Below are 17,092 nucleotides of genomic sequence, written 5' to 3' on the forward strand. Positions count from 1 at the left end.
GGCCGTTCAGCCTTCGCGGATATAGTCGTAGATATTGAGATAGTCCTGGCCGGGCATGTTCCAGGAATAGTCGGTGCGCATCCCGTTCTTCATCAGTTCTCTGAAGTGCTCTGGGTGGTTGCGATAACAGGCGATGGCGCGTCCCAGCGCTGATTCCAGGCCGGGGTTGTCGAAATCGCGGAAGACATAGCCATTGCGCTCGTGCAGCGGGCGGTGCGAATAATCCTTGTCGAACACCGTGTCGGCGAGCCCGCCGACCTCCCTGACCACCGGCACCGTGCCGTAGCGCAACGCGATCAACTGGGTCAGCCCGCAGGGCTCGAAGCGACTCGGCACCAGCATCATGTCCGCTCCGGCATAGATGAGGTGCGAAAGATCCTCGTCGAAGCCGATCTCCAGATGACAGTCGGGGCTGTCGTTGAGCATCCGTTTGAGGCCCCAGAAATCGCCGTTGATTCGGTCATCCGGACTGGATCCGAGCAGCACGAACTGGGCGCCGCGCTCGAGCGTGTAGAAGATGGCGTGACGCACCAGGTCCAGACCCTTTTGGGGGTCGAGTCGGCCGATGAAGGCGACGATCGGCTTCTCGTTGTCGGCGAGCATCAGGCGATGACGCAAGGCGCGCTTGTTGTCGTACTTGCCGTCGATGCTCTCGACGCTGTAGCGCACCGGGATTTGGTGGTCGACCTCGGGGTTCCAGATGTCGTAGTCGATCCCGTTGACCACACCGCCGTATTTCATCTGATGGGTATGCAGCGTCGGCTCCAGGCCGAATCCCTGGCCCTGATCCTTCGTCTCGAAGGCGTAGCGCGGCGAGACCGTGGTGATGAAATTGGAATAGACGATGCCGGCCTTGAGCAGATTCAGTGCCTTGGGATGCGTGTTGTCGGCCATGCGATCCTGATTGAAAAAGCGTTCCGGGCGGTTCAGTCCGGTCGCGTGCAGGATCTCCACGCCCGTCACCCCTTGATGGGCAAAGTTGTGGATCGTCAGGCAGACCCGCGGATGGGTCATCCCGAGCGGTTGATAGAACTCGTACAGGAACACCGGGACCAAGGCGGTCTGCCAGTCGTGTACGTGGATGACGTCCGGATGCTTGCCCGCCTTCCAGAGGAACTCCATCGCGGCGCGCGAGAAGAAGGCGTAGCGCAGCACGTCGTCCTTGAAGCCGTAGATGCTGCCGCGGTTGAAGAAGTTGTCCTGCGAGTGCGGCTCGATGAAGAAGCACTTTCGCCCGTGAACGAATCCGAAGAAGACCGTGCAGTGGATGGCGCCGTCGTACCAGGGGACCCAAAGATCCTTGTAGACCTCGCGCATCTCGAAGATCTGATCGTGCCGCAGGGTCGCGTACATCGGCAGGATGATCTCGACATGATTGCCGCGGATCGCCAGCTCGCGGCTTAGACCGAAGACCACGTCGGCCAGCCCGCCGACCTTGGCGACCGAGGCCAGCTCGGGCGTGATGTGGACGATAAAGAGGCTCGGGCGATTGGGCGCAGGTGGCGGCGGAGCAGGCTCGTGGATCGGCTCGTGCTCGGGAGGTTGCTCGTGGGCCGGCTCCGGCTCCGGCTTGGGCTCGGGTTCGGGCACCGGCACCGGCGGTGGTACCGATGGCGTTTCGGCCTCCGGCTCCGCGAATGGCCCCGGCTCCGCAGGGGGCATCGGCGCGGGCGCGGATGACGGCTCGGGGTCGCGCGTCGGACGTGGTCGCATCGGGGGTGATGCCGGTTTCTCCGCGGGCGTCGAAGCGAGTGCCGGCGGTGTGACCTGCTTCACCTCAGGCTCGGCTTTCGGCTTGGGCTCTTGAGTCAGCTCGCCGCCTGAGGCCGATTCGCCCGGCGGACGTGCTCCAGCCGGCGTCGGCGTCGGCACGGAATCGGTCGGTCGCGGAGCGGCAGAGGCGGCTGTCCGGGGAGTTTGTGCCGAGACTGCAGGAGGGGATTTCTCGCTTTCAGGCATATTGCTCTCAGGCTTGCCTGCCGGGGGCGATACGCTCCGATCCCGCACGGACGCGTCCGCGCCTCCCGCGGTGCTCCTTGCCTCGCCCGCTGACGGTGGCGGATCGTTCTTCGCCGAGGACTTGGGGGCGGTGTGCTTGGTTGGGCCGCGGCGTGCGGCGTCCCTTTTCGATCCGGTTGGCTTGGATCCACTCGGCTTTTTCGCCATGCCTGTTTTCTTCCTGCAGCGGTGTTCGTTCCGGGTGAGACTCAGTGACTGATGCCTAGTGTACCCCGGGCGTCGCGCCGCGGTGTCCCTGGACGGGTGGTCGCGAGCCCCCCACCGAAGGTCTCGATCGACAGTCCCATGCGAGGCGCCCCGACCCGAATCACGTCCTCGCGGGCAGGTCGCCGTGCCGCGGGCCGGCGCCGTAACGGCGAATCGCGTCGCGATAAAAGCGACCGCTGTCCTTGATCAACCGTTGCCGATCGACGGGGTCGACGCGGACCAGGCCGAAGCGCTTCGCATAGCCGTAGCTCCACTCGAAATTGTCCAGCAGCGACCAAGCGAAATAGCCGCGCAGATCGACCCGTCGGCGCACCGCACGAGAGGCCGCGCGCAGATGGCTGCGCAGATAGGCGACGCGCTCACGGTCGTGGAGACGCCCCGCGATCGGCGGCGGATCGTCGAAGGCCGCGCCGTTCTCCGTGATGTAGACGGGCGGGTTGCCGTAGCGTCCCTGGATCCAGAGGAGGATGTCGGTCAGCCCCTGCGGGTAGACCTCCCAATCCATCGCCGTATGCGGGCGCGTCTCTTGGCGCACACGGCGGGCCCCGACGGGCTGCTCGGTCGGATCGGCGCGCACGACCGAGCGCGAGTAATAGTTCACGCCGATGAAGTCCGGCGGGGCACGCAGGGCCTCCAGGTCGCTTGCGGTGAAATCGGGCCAGTCCGTTCCGAAGATGGTCTCCATCTCTGCGGGGTAGCGTCCGAAGAAGACCGGGTCAAGAAACCAGCGATTGATGAAGGCGTCGCGCCGCGCCGTCGCGGCGATGTCGTCCGTTGATGGGCTCGCCGGATACTGCGGTTCCAGGTTGACGGCCAGCCCGATGTGCTCGATGCCCTCGGCACGACCGCTCGCCACACCCGCCGCATGGGCGCGCAGCAGGTTGTGTGCGACGATCGGGGTTTCGTGCGGGCTGCTGTGCCCGGGCGCCATGTCGCCGTAGAGATAGCCGCCTGCCGTGATGACCCAGGGTTCGTTCAGGGTGATCCAGAGTCGGACCCGATCGCGGAGGGCGCGGTAGAGGATCTGCGCATAGTCCGCAAACCATCCCGGACTTGCGTTGCTCGCCCAGCCGCCGCGCGCATCGAGCGCCTCAGGAAGATCCCAGTGGTAGAGCGTAAGCATGGGCTCGATCCCCTGCTCCAGCAACGTATCGACCAGGCGTCCATAGAAATCCAGGCCCGGCTGATTCACCCGCCCGGTACCCTCGGGGAGGACACGCGCCCAGGCCACGCTGAAGCGATAGGCGTTGACACCGAGCGACGCCATCAAGTCGACATCCTCGCGCCAGCGCCGGTAGTGATCGCAGGCGATATCCCCGGTGTCGTCGTTCAAGACGCGACCGGGCGTGTGGGCGAAGCGATGCCAGATGCTCGGCCCCGCCCCGTCGGCGAGCGGCGAGCCCTCGATCTGATAGGCCGAGGTCGCGGTACCCCACAGGAAGCCGCTTGGCGGCGACTTGGTCGGCATCTCGGGTGCCTGCTTGCTTATGTCTGCGCGCTCCAACTGCCGTCCTGGTCGACCAGCAACACCTCGTCATAGGCGCCGGGATCGTCGTCCTCGTCCCCGAGCGTGATGTAGGTCATCCCGCGCTCGCGCAGCATCCCCAGCAGCTCGTCGATCTGGCATTCGCTCAGCGCCCGGGTCGGGTGGTCGAGCATGACGAAGGCGGGCTCGGCGAGGATCACCCGAGCGAACGCAAGAAGCTGCTGCTCGCCGAGCGAGAGCAGCTCGTTCCAGTTGCGTTCCACGTCGAGCCCGCCTGCCCGAACAAGTGCGGGCTCGAGCTTGAGCGCCCGCAAGGTGGCGAGGATGCGCTCGTCGGTGAAGGAGCCGTTCGAGTCGCTCGGCGTGACCAACTGTCGCAACGTCCCGGGCGGAAGATAAGGCCGCTCGGGGAGGAACATGAGTGCTCGATTGTTCGGGCGGAGGATGCGCCCTTCTCCGGCGTCCCAAAGACCGGCGGTCGCGCGGAACAGGGCGGTCTTGGCCGACTCGTTCGGCGCGATGATCAAGAGCCGTTTGCCGTGCGGGACCGAAACGGACAACGCTTTGATCAGATCGCGTCCGCTGCGCGGCGAGCGCAGCGTCAGTGCGTCGAACGCCACGCGGTCGCCGTCGTCGCGGATCTCGATGTTCGAGGGCTTCGGGGTTTCGTCGTCGCCCATGGCCTCTCGTAGCCCCGCCAGACGTGCAATCACGGCCGTGTAGGCCGAGATCGACTGAAACTGGGTGACGATCAGCGAAAAGGCGCCGAGCAGGTGGGCGAAGGCGATCGCGGACTGGGCAATGACCCCGAACTGGGCGTCTCCCTTGATGAATAGCGGGGCGACGACCAAGGCCGGGATGATCTGAATCATGTAATTGTAGCCGGTGGTGAAGAAGCCGAGGTTGCGGTTCACCAGGATGATGCGCTGGAAATTCGCGGTCAGATCGGCGAGGCGCTCGAGTAGCTGGTATTTCAGCCTGGCCTCGCGTCGCAGGAGGGCGATGGAGTCGGCGTTCTCGCGGACGTGGATCAGGCGCGAGCGAAAATTCGCCTCCTTGTCGAGCTGATCGTAATTCAAACGGATCAGTGGTTTGCCCAGGAGAACCGTCATGAACGAGCCCAGCGCCGCATAAGAGACGGCGACGACGAACAGAAGCGGGCTGATGCTCCACATCACGCCCGAGAAGGCGATCACCGTGAAGCTCGCGTTGAGCAACATCAAGACGAACGACAAGGTGGTCGCGGTCAGCGAACGGATGTCCTCGCTGATACGCTGATCCGGGTTGGCGAGATCCCCCGTGTCCTGGAGGCGAAAATAGGTCCGATTGTCGAGATAACGCTCCACCGCCCTCGCTGTGAGCCAGTTGCGCCACACCAGACCCAATCGCTCCTCGCTGTAGCGAAAATAGACCGCGACCAGGGTCGAGAGTGCGAACACGCCGATATAAAGGAGGGCGAAGTGCACAAAGCGGCCCATGTCCTTGTTCTCGATGGCCGTCATGAAATCCCGGCCGACGTAGCTGTTGAGTACATTCAGGCCGTTGATGCCGAAGAGCAGCAGGATCAACAAGGCAAACAGCAGCTTCGCTTTGCCGCCGACCTCCGAGCGCGCCAGCATGGCGAGCATTTCGAGAAAGCGTTTCCAGGTCGTGCGGCTGATGGTTGTGCGCAGTGCAATCATGGTGGAGCCGAGCCTTCGCGATCGGTGAAGCGAGTGCCGGCGGAGCGCACGACGACCCTTCCGGCTACCCTGGCCCAACGTCGCGGATGACGCTGGCCGGGCGCGAGTATAGCCTTACGGCCTGACCGGTTGCGTGATCGGTTGCGCGGTATCCTCGTCGCGATCCCGCCGACCCCCGAACCGACGTCCTTCAACCCCCACCCGCGGGATCCGCAGCCCATGACGATCGAGATACCGGAAGACTTCGTCGACCCCTCGCGCTGGCAGGCATACGCCTCGGGACGGGCGCAGCTCCGGCTGCAGTGCGATACCGGTCACGACGCATCGGCGCTGCGGCTCGACTTCGACTTCCACGGCGGTGGCGGCTTCGTCGTCGCCCGGCGTCCGGCAAGGCTCACGCTGCCGCCGGCCTACTGTCTGCGGCTCGCCGTCCGCGGTGAGATGCCGTCCAATCGATTCGAGCTGAAGCTGGTCGATCCGGGCGGGACCAACGTCTGGCGCTACCAGCAGGAGACGCTCGAGCCCGACGGCGATTGGCACGATATCGAGATCCCAAGTCGTCTCATCGACTTCGCTTGGGGACCGGCCGGCGGCGGTGTTGCGCGCGAGATCGGTGCGATCGAGATCGCGATCGTCGCAGGGTCCGGTGGTCGAGGCCATCTGTGTATCGCCGATCTTCGCATGGAAGACCGCACACCCCCTTGGCCGCCCGGACTCAAGGCATCGGCCGCCCTGCCGGGACATCCGCCGACGGCTGTCCTCGACACCGGGTCCGCGACCGATTGGCGAGCCGGCCGCGGTTGCGGCGAGGCATGGCTCACCCTGGATTTTCGGCGCGAATGCGAGTACGGCGGATTGATCCTGAACTGGACCGAACCCGCGGACGGCTCGCCGGGCGATGGGGCACCCGACTCGGCGTGCGAGCGCGCCTTCCGCGTGCTGGCCTCGAAGGACGAGGAGGATTGGCGCCTGCTCTACACCGCTGAACGTGCCGGCGGCGCCTGCAGCTTCGTCGGTCTACTGAACGGATCCTCGCGCTATCTGCGGCTTGCGCTCGATCCGGGGCCCGACGGCGTCTATCCGGCGCTCGGATCGATCGAGCTTCAGCCCGATGCCTTTTCGCGCTCCCCGAACGAGCTCTTCCATCATGTGGCCGAGCGTGCACCGCGCGGGCGCTATCCGCGTTGGCTCTATCGCGAGCAGACCTACTGGACGGCGGTTGATGTCCCGGACGGGGGGATTCCGGCCCTGCTCAACGAGGACGGGTCGGTCGAGGTCGGTCCCGCCGCGGGCCGGGGCGCCGGCTGGACGCTCGAGCCCTTCCTGTTCATCGACGACCGTCTGCTCGGTTGGGCCGAGCTGGCGCCGGTCCCTGCCCTGGAGCAGGGCGAGCTGCCGATCCCCTCGGTGACCGGGGCGGGGCCCGGTCTGGTCCTCGCGACCACCGCCTATGCGTCCGGTGCTCTCGGGCAGCGGGTGCTTTATGCCCGATATCGTCTGGAGAATCGGCGCGATACCCCGCTCGAGGCCACCCTCTTCGTCGCGGTGCGCCCCTTCCAGGTCTCCCCGCCGTGGCAGGGCTATGCCGACATCGGCGGCGTGAGTCCGATCCATCGGCTGGCCTATCGCGACGGGCGGGTTCGTGTGAACGAGGACGAGGTTGTGATCCCGCTGAGCGCGCCGAGCGGATTCGGCGCGGCGACCTTCGATCAGGGTGCGATCACCGATCGGCTCGCCGTCGGCCGGCTGCCGACGGACCAAGCGGCGGACGACCCGCTCGGCTTCGCCTCGGGTGCGCTGCGGTTCGATCGGGTGCTCTCGCACGGCGGGGTCGAGGAGGTCGTGATTGCGATTCCTTTCGCTCGGGACGGCGCGGGGTCGGACGCGGAGGCGCTGCGTCTCGGGCACGGACTCGATGCGGACGCCGGATTCGCCGAGGCGGTGCGCGAGTGGTCTCACCGACTCGGCGCCGTTGCCTTTGACCTTCCGCCCTCGGCCCGCATCCTCGCCGCGACCGCCAAGACGGCGCTCGCCCACATCCTGATCAACCGCGACGGACCGGCCTTTCAACCCGGCCCGCGTCGCTACACCCGCTCCTGGATCCGCGACGGCGCAGTCATGTCCGCCGCGGTGCTGCGCATGGGCTGCCGGACCGAGTCGGCCGACTTTATTCGCTGGTACGCAGGGATTCAGACCGAGGCCGGCGAGGTCCCCTGCTGCGTCGATCACACCGGCCCGGATTGGCTGCCCGAGCACGACAGTCTCGGCGAATTCATCTTCGCCGTCGCCGAGCCGGTCCGTTTCACCGGTGATCGGCAGCTGGCGGCGGATCTCTGGCCTGCCGTGTGTCGTGCGGTGGCCTATCTGGAGCAGCTGCGCGCCGGTCGGTTGACCGATGCGGAGCGCACGCCCGAGCGCCGCGCCTGTTTCGGTCTTCTGCCCGAGTCGGTGAGCCACGAGGGGTATCTCGCCCAGCCGGTGCATGCCTACTGGGACGATCTCTGGGCGGTGCGCGGGCTCAAGGATGCCGCCTGGCTCGCCGAGGTCCTCGGCGAGGATGCCGAGCATGCGCGTCTAACCGCGCTCTGCGAGGACTTTCGCGGCACCCTCTACGCCTCGATCGAGCGCACCATGTCCGAGCACGGGATCGACTTCATCCCCGGCTCGGTGGAATGGGCCGACCCCGACCCGACTGCGATTGCCGTGGCCTTGACCCTGATCGACGAGGGCCATCACCTGCCCGAGGCGGCCTTGCAGCGCACCTTCGAGGAGCTTCTGAAGCGCTTTCGCGCCATGCACGATCAATGCGTGGACTGGACCAACTACAGCCCCTACGAGGTCCGCGTGGTCGGAGCCCTCGTCCGACTCGGCCGCCGACGCGAGGCCCATGAGGTCCTGCGCGTCCTCCTCGCCGATCTGCGCCCGCCGGCCTGGCATCAGTGGCCCGAGATCATCTGGCGTGATCCGCGCGCGCCCGGCCATCAGGGTGACCTGCCGCATGCCTGGATCAGTGCCGAGTATGTCCTGGTCTTCCGCGATCTCTTCGCCTACGAGCGCGAGGCGGACCGCTCGCTCGTGGTCTGTGCGGGGATTCCGCGTGAGTGGCTGGATGAGGGCCCGGTGAGCGTGACCGGGTTGCCGACCTGGTACGGCCGACTGGACCTGCATCTCGGGCGCGGGGCGGGGGATGCCTTCGAGCTGAGTCTCTCCGGACTCGACCGGATCCCGCCGGGCGGGATCCGCTTCGCACCGCCGCTCGATCTCGCGTCGCGGTCGGTCCGCGTGAACGGCGGCGAGGCGGCGGACGAGGTCACGGCGACCGAGCTAGTGATCCGGGCCTTGCCGGCGCGCGTCGTCGTGACCTGAGCTGCGTCTGTGCCGACCGAATTCGTCTTTAAACCGCGTCTAGAGCGACATGCGACATTTGCGTTTTGGGTTTGGCTTTGGAGACGTCCTCGATCTCGGTGATGCGCGGTTTAAACTTTAATTTTTTTCATGGGTTTAGATGACGCCTGTCGGGAACCTCAACGATGGACACTGATCGCTACAACCGACCGCAGGTCGCGCCTCCCGTCGAGTATCGGCTCACGAACGGGCGCTACGCGGTGTCGTTTTCGGAGGTCGGCAGCGGTGCGTCCTCATGGGACTGGATCGGTCTGACCCGCGGGCGTGCCGATCCCGTGATCGACGACCTGGGCTCGGTCCTGTATTTGCGCGATCTCGATTCCGGTCATTTCTGGTCTGCGGGCTATCAGCCGACCTGTGTTGCTGCGTCGCTCTACCGCTGTCGCGCGATCGGCGAGGGTTCCGATGCAAGCGTCGAGCTCGAACGCGAGACCGAAGGGCTGCTGACCCGTCTGTCCCTCGGCGTCGAGGCTGCGGTCGACCTGGAGTGTCGTCGTCTCAGCCTGCACAACCGATCTGCGCGTCCGCGGCGTATCGAGGTGACCAGCTATCTGGAGGTCGTCCTGAACGATCCGAACGCGGACGCCGCCCACCCGGCCTTCAGCAAGCTGTTCGTCCAAACCGATCGCGACATCGCATCCGGCGCCCTCTTGGCCCGACGCCGGCCGCGTGCCGCCGAGGAGCGATGGCCCTGGCTGGTCCACGCCGTTGCGGGTGCGCAGGTGACCGGCTGGGAGACCGACCGTCGGCGCTTCCTCGGGCGCGGTGGCAGCCCGCATGCCCCGGCGGCCTTGATCGGCACGGAGCCCCTGTCCGGTGGGTTCGGCAGTGTCCTGGATCCGATCCTCGCCTTGCGCGTCGTCGTCGAGCTCGCACCCGAGGGAGAAGACGAGATTCTCTTCCTGACCGGCGCAGCGGAGGGGCGCGAGGCGGCCTTGGATCTGATCCGACCCTTTCGAGATGGACGCGACGCCCGGTCCCCGGCGGGGCGGTTGTCGCAGCCTCAGGAGTCCGCGACGACGACGGCGCCGCCATGCGCCGACACGGATGCGATCGACCGGGACGGCGAAGCCCTGCAATGCTTCAACGGACACGGAGGATTCTCGTCGGATGGTCGTGTCTATGTGATCCGCCTGCCTTGGCACGGGAGCGCGCTGCTCCGTCCGCCTCAGCCCTGGATCAACTTGGTCGCGAACGAGTGTGCCGGGTTCCTGGTCAGCGAGACGGGTGCGGGCTATACCTGGTGCCGCAACAGCCAGGCCAATCGCCTGACGCCTTGGTTCAACGACCCGGTCGGCGATCCGCACGGGGAGGCGCTCTATCTGCGCGACGAGACCGAGGGCGATTCGGCAGAGGCTCCGCGGGGCTTTGACGTCTGGTCGCCGCTGCCGGGTCCATGCCCGGCGCCGGTGGACTACGAGGTCCGCCATGGTTTCGGCTATTCTACGTTTCGTTGTGATTACAAGGGTCTGGCGCAAGAGGTCACGCTCTTCGTGCCGCGTCGCGACCCGGTCCGTATCCTGCGCATGCGCCTGACCCATCGAGGGACTCACCCGCGCACGCTCTCGACCTTCGCCTATCAGCATCTGGTCTTGGGCAGTCAGCCCAGCGCACCCGGGACGATCGAGACCAGGTTCGACCTGGAGCGCAACATCCTGCGCGCAGTGAATCCGGCCGCGGGCGATTTCGCCGGTGCGATCGTCTTCGCCGCGACCCTGGTCACGAGCGGTACTGTGGAAGCGGTCGGCTTCACCTGCGATCGCTTCGCCTTTATCGGCCGTCATCGCGATCTCGTCTCGCCGGCTGCCGTTATTTCCGGTGCCGACCTCCGCGGTGGCGACCTCCGTGGTGCCGAGGGAACCAGCTCGGCCCCCTGTTTCGCGCAGCAGTCGAGGATCCGGCTTGCCCCCGGCGAGACGGCGGAATGCGTCTTCCTGCTCGGGGAGTGTCTCGACGAGGCGGAGCTGGACGCCCTGCTCGCACGCTATCGGCGTGCGGATGCGGTCGCCGAGGCCCTCGCCGAAGTGACGCGGTTCTGGACCGACCTGACCGACGCGCTCCGGGTCGAGACCCCCAGCGCGGCGATCGATCTCATGCTCAACGGCTGGCTGACCTACCAGAACCTGGCCTGCCGCCAATGGGCGCGCTCGGCCTTTTATCAGTCCGGTGGTGCCTTCGGCTATCGTGACCAGCTGCAGGATGCCTCCGCCTTGGTCGGCCTGCGCCCGGATCTGACCCGCGCCCAGATCCTGCTGCATGCCGCTCATCAATTCAGCGAGGGCGACGTGCTGCACTGGTGGCATCCCGCGCCTCTGGAACGGGGGCTGCGCACCCGCTTCTCGGACGATCTGCTCTGGCTGCCCTTCGTGACGGCCGACTACATCCGCGCGACGGGCGACATCGCGATCCTGGACGAGTCCGTCCCGTTTCTGACGGCGCCGCTGCTCGCGCCGGGCGAGGACGAGGTCTACCTTCGGCCCGAAGACAGCGGCGAGTCGGCCGACCTCTACGAGCATTGCTGTCGGGCGATCGACCGCTCGCTCACGCGCGGCGCACACGGTCTGCCGCTGATGGGGACGGGTGATTGGAACGACGGGATGAATCGTGTCGGGCGACTCGGGCGCGGGGAGAGCGTCTGGATGGGCTTCTTCCTGTATCGCATCCTCGAGGATGTTCTGCCCATCTGCACCAGCCGCGGAGATGCTGCGCGCGTTGCCGCTTACGGGGCTTATTGCGACGCGCTCATCCCGGCACTCGAAGACGCCGGGTGGGATGGGGCCTGGTATCGCCGCGCCTACGACGACGCCGGCATTCCGATCGGCTCGCACACCGACAGCGAATGTCGGATCGATTCGCTCGCTCAGGCCTGGTCCGTGCTCTCGGGCGCGGCCGATCGCACCCGTGCCGAGCAGGCGATGGCTGCCGTGCACGCCGAGCTGATCGACGAGGACCGGGGTCTCATCCGCCTGCTCACCCCGCCCTTTGTCGACACGCCGCAGGATCCGGGGTACATCAAGGGCTATGTGCCGGGCGTGCGCGAGAACGGCGGCCAGTACACCCACGCGGCCTGTTGGGCCGTGATGGCCTTTGCTGATCTCGGTCAGAACGCGCGCGCGGCCCCGTTGCTCGAACGTCTCACCCCGGTCTGGCACACGAGCACGCCCGAGCGGTTGGCCACCTACGGGCTCGAGCCCTATGTGGTGGCGGCCGACATCTACGGCGCGGCGCCGCATGTCGGGCGCGGCGGCTGGAGCTGGTACACCGGCTCCGCCGGCTGGCTCTATCGGGCGGCGCTTGAGTCGGTGCTCGGGCTGCGTGTCGAGGCGGGCCGCACGTTGCTGATCCGGCCCTGTATCCCGAGCGATTGGCCCGGTTTTCGGATCCTGTACCGCCTCCCCGACGGGGCGACTCGTTGCGACATCCGGGTCGCGAATCCGCATGGAGGCACCGAGGTCGTCGCCGCCCGTCTGGACGGACGGGCGGCGACGACCTCGGTGGGGGCGGCGCGTATCGTCTTGCCTGCTCCTGCGGATCTCTATCGCATCGAGATCGACATGGGCGGGGGAGCCGCACACGGCGACGAGTTCGGCGCCCGACCGGAGAGACGATGACCTGTGTCGGGCCTCTTTCGGGGGCTTCACGCGGACGCGATGCTCACTTAAGATGTGCGTGTATATTGACCTGATTGATGGCAGTGGAGAAGGAGCCGGGGCGTCTCGCTTCGGATCGATGCCGCGTCGAACGCCAGGGTCATACTCACCTTCGCGGTGCTCACCGCGGGTCGGCCGATCGGTCTCTTCCGTGGTGGCCATGCGTCGACGGCGAGTCCGCGGCGAGCGATCCGAATCCATCCTCGACGATCCCGATGCACGGTCGCGGCCGAAAACCGAGCCCATCGATGTCGGTTGTCCGGATCGTACGGGCCCCGCGTCCGGCATCGACGACTCCGCCATTCGCAACCCCGTATTCGATCTCCCGACCGGCATCTCTTACTGGACAACCTGGCGCTTCCGACTATGAATCGATCTCGCGACCTCAAACGCATCTCCGCCGGCCTGCTCGTTGCTTTTGCGCTGACGCTGGCGGGAGATGCCTTCTCCCAGCCCGCTGCCGCGCCGGAGGATGCGGGCGTGCCCGGTGCATTCACCTTTGCGAACGTCGTGCGCCGTGCTGCCGAGCTGGCGCAGGCACCCTACGAAAGGGATGCGCCCGAGCTTCCCGAAGCCTTTGCATCGCTCGACTACGACGGGTTTCGCGATATCCGTTTTCGACCGGATCATTCACTATGGCGCGGCGACGGGCTGCCGTTTCAGGTCCAGTTCTTTCATCGCGGATTCATGTTCCAAGACCGGGTGACCATCAATATTATCGACGGGGATAAGGTCACTCCGGTCGAGTTTTCGACCGAGTTGTTCGATTACGGCAAGAATTCGGTCCCCGAGCAGATCCCGCACGATCTGGGATTCGCAGGCTTGCGGCTGCTCTACCCCATCAATCGCGACGATCTTTTCGACGAGGTTGCGGTGTTCCTCGGCGCCAGCTATTTCCGCGCCGTCGCCCAGAACTTGAACTACGGCATCACGACGCGCGGCCTGGCGATCGATACCGGCCTCTCGACCCGCGAGGAGTTTCCGCTGTTTCGCGAGTTCTGGATCGAAAAGCCTGCCGAGGACGCCGTGGAGATCACGGTCTATGCCCTCATGGACAGTCCGAGCGTGTCGGGGGCCTACCGGTTCGTGATCAAGCCCGGGCTCGAGACGACCATGGACGTCAAGAATCACCTCTATTTCCGGGACTCGGTCGAGAAGGTCGGCATTGCGCCCTTGACGAGCATGTTCATGCACGGGGAGCTCACCGAGCGGTTCATGGATGACTTTCGCCCCGAGGTACACGACTCGGACGGACTCATCATCGAGACCGGAACGGGCGAGCGCATCTGGCGCCCTCTGACCAATCCGCTCGGTCTTCGCATCAGTACCTTCCAGGTCGAGAACCCGCGGATGTTCGGTCTGCTGCAACGCGACCGTGACTTCGCTCACTATCAGGACCTCGAGGCCCACTACCACAACCGTCCGAGCGCGCAGGTCGAGCCGATCGGCCCTTGGGGAAAAGGCGTGGTCGAGTTGGTCGAGATTCCCAGTACCTCGGAGCGATACGACAATATCGTTGCCTTCTGGACGCCGGAGCGCCGTGTCGAAGCCGGCGACGAGATGGAATTCGCCTATCGTCTGCGCTATTCCGCCGATCCCGAAGCACGCCTGACCGGCGGACGCACCCTGGCGACCCGCATCGGCGCCGCCGGCACGGACGTCCTGGATTCCGATCGACGCAAGTTCGTCGTGGATTTCGTCGGCGAGACCCTGTCGCAGTTGCCGCCCGAGACCCCGGTCATGGCGACCGTGACGACATCCTCAGGCGAGTTGTCACCCCCGATCGCGCAGCACAATCCAGAGACGGGCGGTTGGCGCCTCTTTTTCGAGCTGACACCCGAGCGCGAACGCTCAGCCGAGCTGCGGGGGTTTCTCTACGACGGGAGCGATGTGCTCTCGGAGACCTGGAGCTTCGAATGGATTCCGCAGTGAGCGCGCGGATCGCCGATGCGCGGTATAGCGCGCATGACGGCAGCGAGCCGTCGGCCGCATCGCCGGCCGACTGGGGGCAGGCTGCGCCGCGTGTCGCCCTTTATCTGCGGGCGCTCGGGGTGAGCGACCGGCGCGATTTGGAGCTGCTCATGGCGAGGATCCGCGACCGATTCGAGCATCGGGTCGAGACAAACCTCGTCGCAAGCGCCGTCGAAACGGGCATCGAGGAGGCCTCCGATCTGCTCGACGAGTGGTTGGCCGCGGAGCTCGGCTCGGATGTCCCCGGACCGAAGCGGGGGGTGGCTCGCGCCGTGGTTCTGAGTGGCGCGATTCGTGGGTGGGTCGGCGTCTGGTCGGGGCGCACGCCCCAGCCCGGTGATCAAACCAGAGCTCGGTCGGTTGGCGAGCGCATTCGTGCAAGCAGTCTCGCGCCCGTCCCGGACCCGGCACCTCTGTCCATGATGACCCAACGCATCGATCCCTGTTGTTATCGTCTCTTCCGACGGCTTGCACGCCGGCTGCGCTGGATGCGCTCCGGATCGATTCCCGGATCTGTTCAGCGGCGGCGAGCGAATCTCGGACGATCCATATGACGGGCGTTTCCTCGCAGGGGCGTGCCGACTCCGCCTATCGTCGGATCCTCTTCTTTTCCCTAGTGTTTCTGACCACGTTCGGCGCCATGAGCCTGTTGAGCGGCGTCTTTCAAGAGGGCGGCATCACCCCGCTGGAATTCGTGCTGCTGCTGCTCTACGCCATCTTGATCCTCTGGATCAGCGCCTCCTTCTGGACCGCCGCTATCGGCTTCATTCGCCTGCTGGTCCGTGAGCAGGAGCCGCCTCCGAGCGCATGCGCCACCGTGACTCGGCCCGGAGCGGGTTTCAAGACAGCCCTGGTCATGCCGGTTTACAACGAGGATCCCGAGCGGGTCTTCGCCGGTTTGCGTGCGATCGACCGATCACTGCAGGAGACCGGGCAGGCCGAGGGTTTCGAGATCTTCGTGCTCAGCGACACGCGCGACCCGGACATCTGGGTCGAAGAAGAACTGCAATGGCGAAAATGGGCCGTCGAGGCGGGTCTTCCCGAGCGCGTCTTCTATCGCAACCGCGTCGAGAACACGAGCCGCAAGAGCGGAAACCTGGCCGATTTCTGTCGTCAGTGGGGCGGGCGCTATCGCTACATGATCGTGCTCGACGCAGACAGTCTCATGGCGGGCGAGACCCTCGTGGAGATGGTCGCCCGCATGGAGCGCAATCCGGATGTCGCGCTGATCCAGGTCCCGCCGGTCCCGGTTAACCGTGTCTCGCTGTTTGCGCGGGTCCTGCAGTTCGCCAGCAGCCTCTACGGCCGCATCTTCGTTGCCGGGCTGAGCTACTGGCAAGGCGATACGAGCAACTACTGGGGACACAATGCCATCATCCGGGTCGAGGCGTTCGCGGCCCATTGCGGCTTGCCCGAGCTTCCCGGGCACGAGCCGTTCGGCGGCGAGATCCTAAGCCATGATTTCGTGGAGGCCGCGCTCCTGCGGCGCGCCGGGTGGAAGGTCTGGCTCGCCGACGATCTGGGCGGGAGTTACGAAGAGATCCCCCCGACCTTGATCGACTATGCCAAGCGCGACCGACGCTGGTGCCAAGGCAACCTCCAGCACGCACGGCTCGTCTTCGCGGGCGGCTTTAGGCCCTTGAATCGGGTCCACCTGGCGATGGGTGTCATGTCCTACATGGCCTCGCCGCTGTGGCTCCTGTTTCTGCTGCTCACGGGCGTGCAGGCATATCTGAACAGCCTGGATGTGCCCGTCTATTTTTTCGGGGACTATCTCCTGCCGATCTGGCCCGTGTCTTACGTCGTCGAGATGGCGACCGTCCTCTGGGTCACGCTGGCGATGCTCTTTCTGCCGAAGTTGTTCGCCCTGGTCCTGCTTGCGGTGCGCCCGCGCTTGGGCGCAGCCTATGGCGGATTGCCGCGCGCCATGCTCAGCGTGCTGCTCGAGAGTCTGTTGTCGGTTCTCTATGCGCCTGTCCTCATGCTGTTTCAGAGCAAGTTCGTCGCCTCGATCCTGCTGCGCAAGGTCGTCGGTTGGCCGCCGCAACAGCGGGGCGATCACGGGACCGGGTTGACGGAGGCGGTGGGCGCCCATGGTGGTCAAACCCTCTTGGCGGTCGGGGCCGGGCTGTTGACCTATTATTACGTCCCGGCCTTCTTCTGGTGGTTCACGCCTGTATTGGCGGGACTCCTGCTCGCGATCCCGGTCTCGATGGCGACGAGTCGGGTCTGGCCCGGCGAGCGGGCGAAGGCGCTCCGACTCTTCCTGACACCCGAGGAGCACAAGCCGCCGCGCGTGCTCGAGCTGCTGACCGAGCAGATGAAGAACACCGGAAGCGCTCTGTGCTCTGCGGATACCGCCTCGGATGGGCAGGGCTCCGAGGAGATCGTCGGCGATCTCTGGTATCGCGCCGTCATCGATCCCTGCGCCTATGCGCTACACGCCTCCCTCTTACCGGAAGAAATCCCCAACCGGCGGCGCAGGCATTATCTCGAGGGTCTGATCTTTCAGCTCCAGGACGAGGGGCCGGACAGCCTGAGCGCGGCTGAAAAGCGCGTACTTCTCTCGCATCGCGACGGGCTCGAAGAGCTGCATCTGCTGCTGTGGTCGGCGCCGGTGGGTCCCGTTGCCGTACAGGCTCCATCGCTGCAGCCGAGCTGACGGAGTCGGC

Annotated in this window: 8 protein-coding genes; 5 read left to right on the forward strand and 3 right to left on the reverse strand. The window is 65.9% G+C overall.

Annotated elements, in window-relative coordinates; genetic code table 11:
- Window positions 1–6 precede the first annotated feature (6 nt).
- From LT988_RS15850 to LT988_RS15860, 3 genes are all read right to left on the reverse strand, one after another.
- A complete protein-coding gene (locus LT988_RS15850) occupies window positions 7–1,662 on the reverse strand; it encodes a glycogen synthase (RefSeq protein ID WP_232406507.1) in 1,656 nt (551 codons plus the stop codon).
- A 664-nt stretch (window positions 1,663–2,326) separates the two neighbouring features.
- Window positions 2,327–3,694 carry a GH1 family beta-glucosidase gene (locus LT988_RS15855; RefSeq protein ID WP_232406508.1) on the reverse strand — a complete coding sequence of 456 codons (1,368 nt, stop codon included), beginning with the start codon at window positions 3,692–3,694 and terminating at the stop codon, window positions 2,327–2,329.
- A gap of 17 nt (window positions 3,695–3,711) precedes the next feature.
- Window positions 3,712–5,394: an ABC transporter ATP-binding protein/permease gene (locus LT988_RS15860; RefSeq protein ID WP_232406509.1), complete on the reverse strand. Its 1,683-nt coding sequence runs from the start codon at window positions 5,392–5,394 to the stop codon at window positions 3,712–3,714.
- Between the two features lie 219 nt (window positions 5,395–5,613).
- Between LT988_RS15860 and LT988_RS15865 the strand changes: the two genes are divergently transcribed.
- From LT988_RS15865 to mdoH, 5 genes are all read left to right on the forward strand, one after another.
- Window positions 5,614–8,760 (forward strand): discoidin domain-containing protein, encoded by a 3,147-nt coding sequence (locus LT988_RS15865; protein WP_232406510.1) that lies wholly within the window; start codon window positions 5,614–5,616, stop codon window positions 8,758–8,760.
- Between the two features lie 164 nt (window positions 8,761–8,924).
- Complete coding sequence (locus LT988_RS15870; protein WP_232406511.1) at window positions 8,925–12,410, forward strand: GH36-type glycosyl hydrolase domain-containing protein; 3,486 nt, start codon at window positions 8,925–8,927, stop codon at window positions 12,408–12,410.
- A 405-nt stretch (window positions 12,411–12,815) separates the two neighbouring features.
- Window positions 12,816–14,381 (forward strand): glucan biosynthesis protein, encoded by a 1,566-nt coding sequence (locus LT988_RS15875; protein ID WP_232406512.1) that lies wholly within the window; start codon window positions 12,816–12,818, stop codon window positions 14,379–14,381.
- A complete protein-coding gene (locus LT988_RS15880) occupies window positions 14,366–14,974 on the forward strand; it encodes a hypothetical protein (RefSeq protein ID WP_232406513.1) in 609 nt (202 codons plus the stop codon). Before LT988_RS15875 ends, LT988_RS15880 begins: the two co-directional genes overlap by 16 nt.
- Complete coding sequence (gene mdoH, locus LT988_RS15885; protein ID WP_232406514.1) at window positions 14,971–17,082, forward strand: glucans biosynthesis glucosyltransferase MdoH; 2,112 nt, start codon at window positions 14,971–14,973, stop codon at window positions 17,080–17,082. Before LT988_RS15880 ends, mdoH begins: the two co-directional genes overlap by 4 nt.
- Window positions 17,083–17,092: the final 10 nt, after the last annotated feature.

The sequence above is a fragment of the Thiocapsa bogorovii genome (assembly GCF_021228795.1).
In the GTDB taxonomy this organism is placed as follows: domain Bacteria; phylum Pseudomonadota; class Gammaproteobacteria; order Chromatiales; family Chromatiaceae; genus Thiocapsa; species Thiocapsa bogorovii.

Excerpts from the sequence above, each read along its gene's own strand:
- LT988_RS15870 (WP_232406511.1), top strand. The coding sequence starts at position 8,925 with ATGGACACTGATCGCTACAACCGACCGCAGGTCGCGCCTCCCGTCGAG.
- LT988_RS15860 (WP_232406509.1), bottom strand. The coding sequence starts at position 5,394 with ATGATTGCACTGCGCACAACCATCAGCCGCACGACCTGGAAACGCTTT.
- LT988_RS15865 (WP_232406510.1), top strand. The coding sequence starts at position 5,614 with ATGACGATCGAGATACCGGAAGACTTCGTCGACCCCTCGCGCTGGCAG.
- LT988_RS15875 (WP_232406512.1), top strand. The coding sequence starts at position 12,816 with ATGAATCGATCTCGCGACCTCAAACGCATCTCCGCCGGCCTGCTCGTT.
- LT988_RS15880 (WP_232406513.1), top strand. The coding sequence starts at position 14,366 with ATGGATTCCGCAGTGAGCGCGCGGATCGCCGATGCGCGGTATAGCGCG.
- mdoH (WP_232406514.1), top strand. The coding sequence starts at position 14,971 with ATGACGGGCGTTTCCTCGCAGGGGCGTGCCGACTCCGCCTATCGTCGG.
- LT988_RS15855 (WP_232406508.1), bottom strand. The coding sequence starts at position 3,694 with ATGCCGACCAAGTCGCCGCCAAGCGGCTTCCTGTGGGGTACCGCGACC.
- LT988_RS15850 (WP_232406507.1), bottom strand. The coding sequence starts at position 1,662 with ATGCCCCCTGCGGAGCCGGGGCCATTCGCGGAGCCGGAGGCCGAAACG.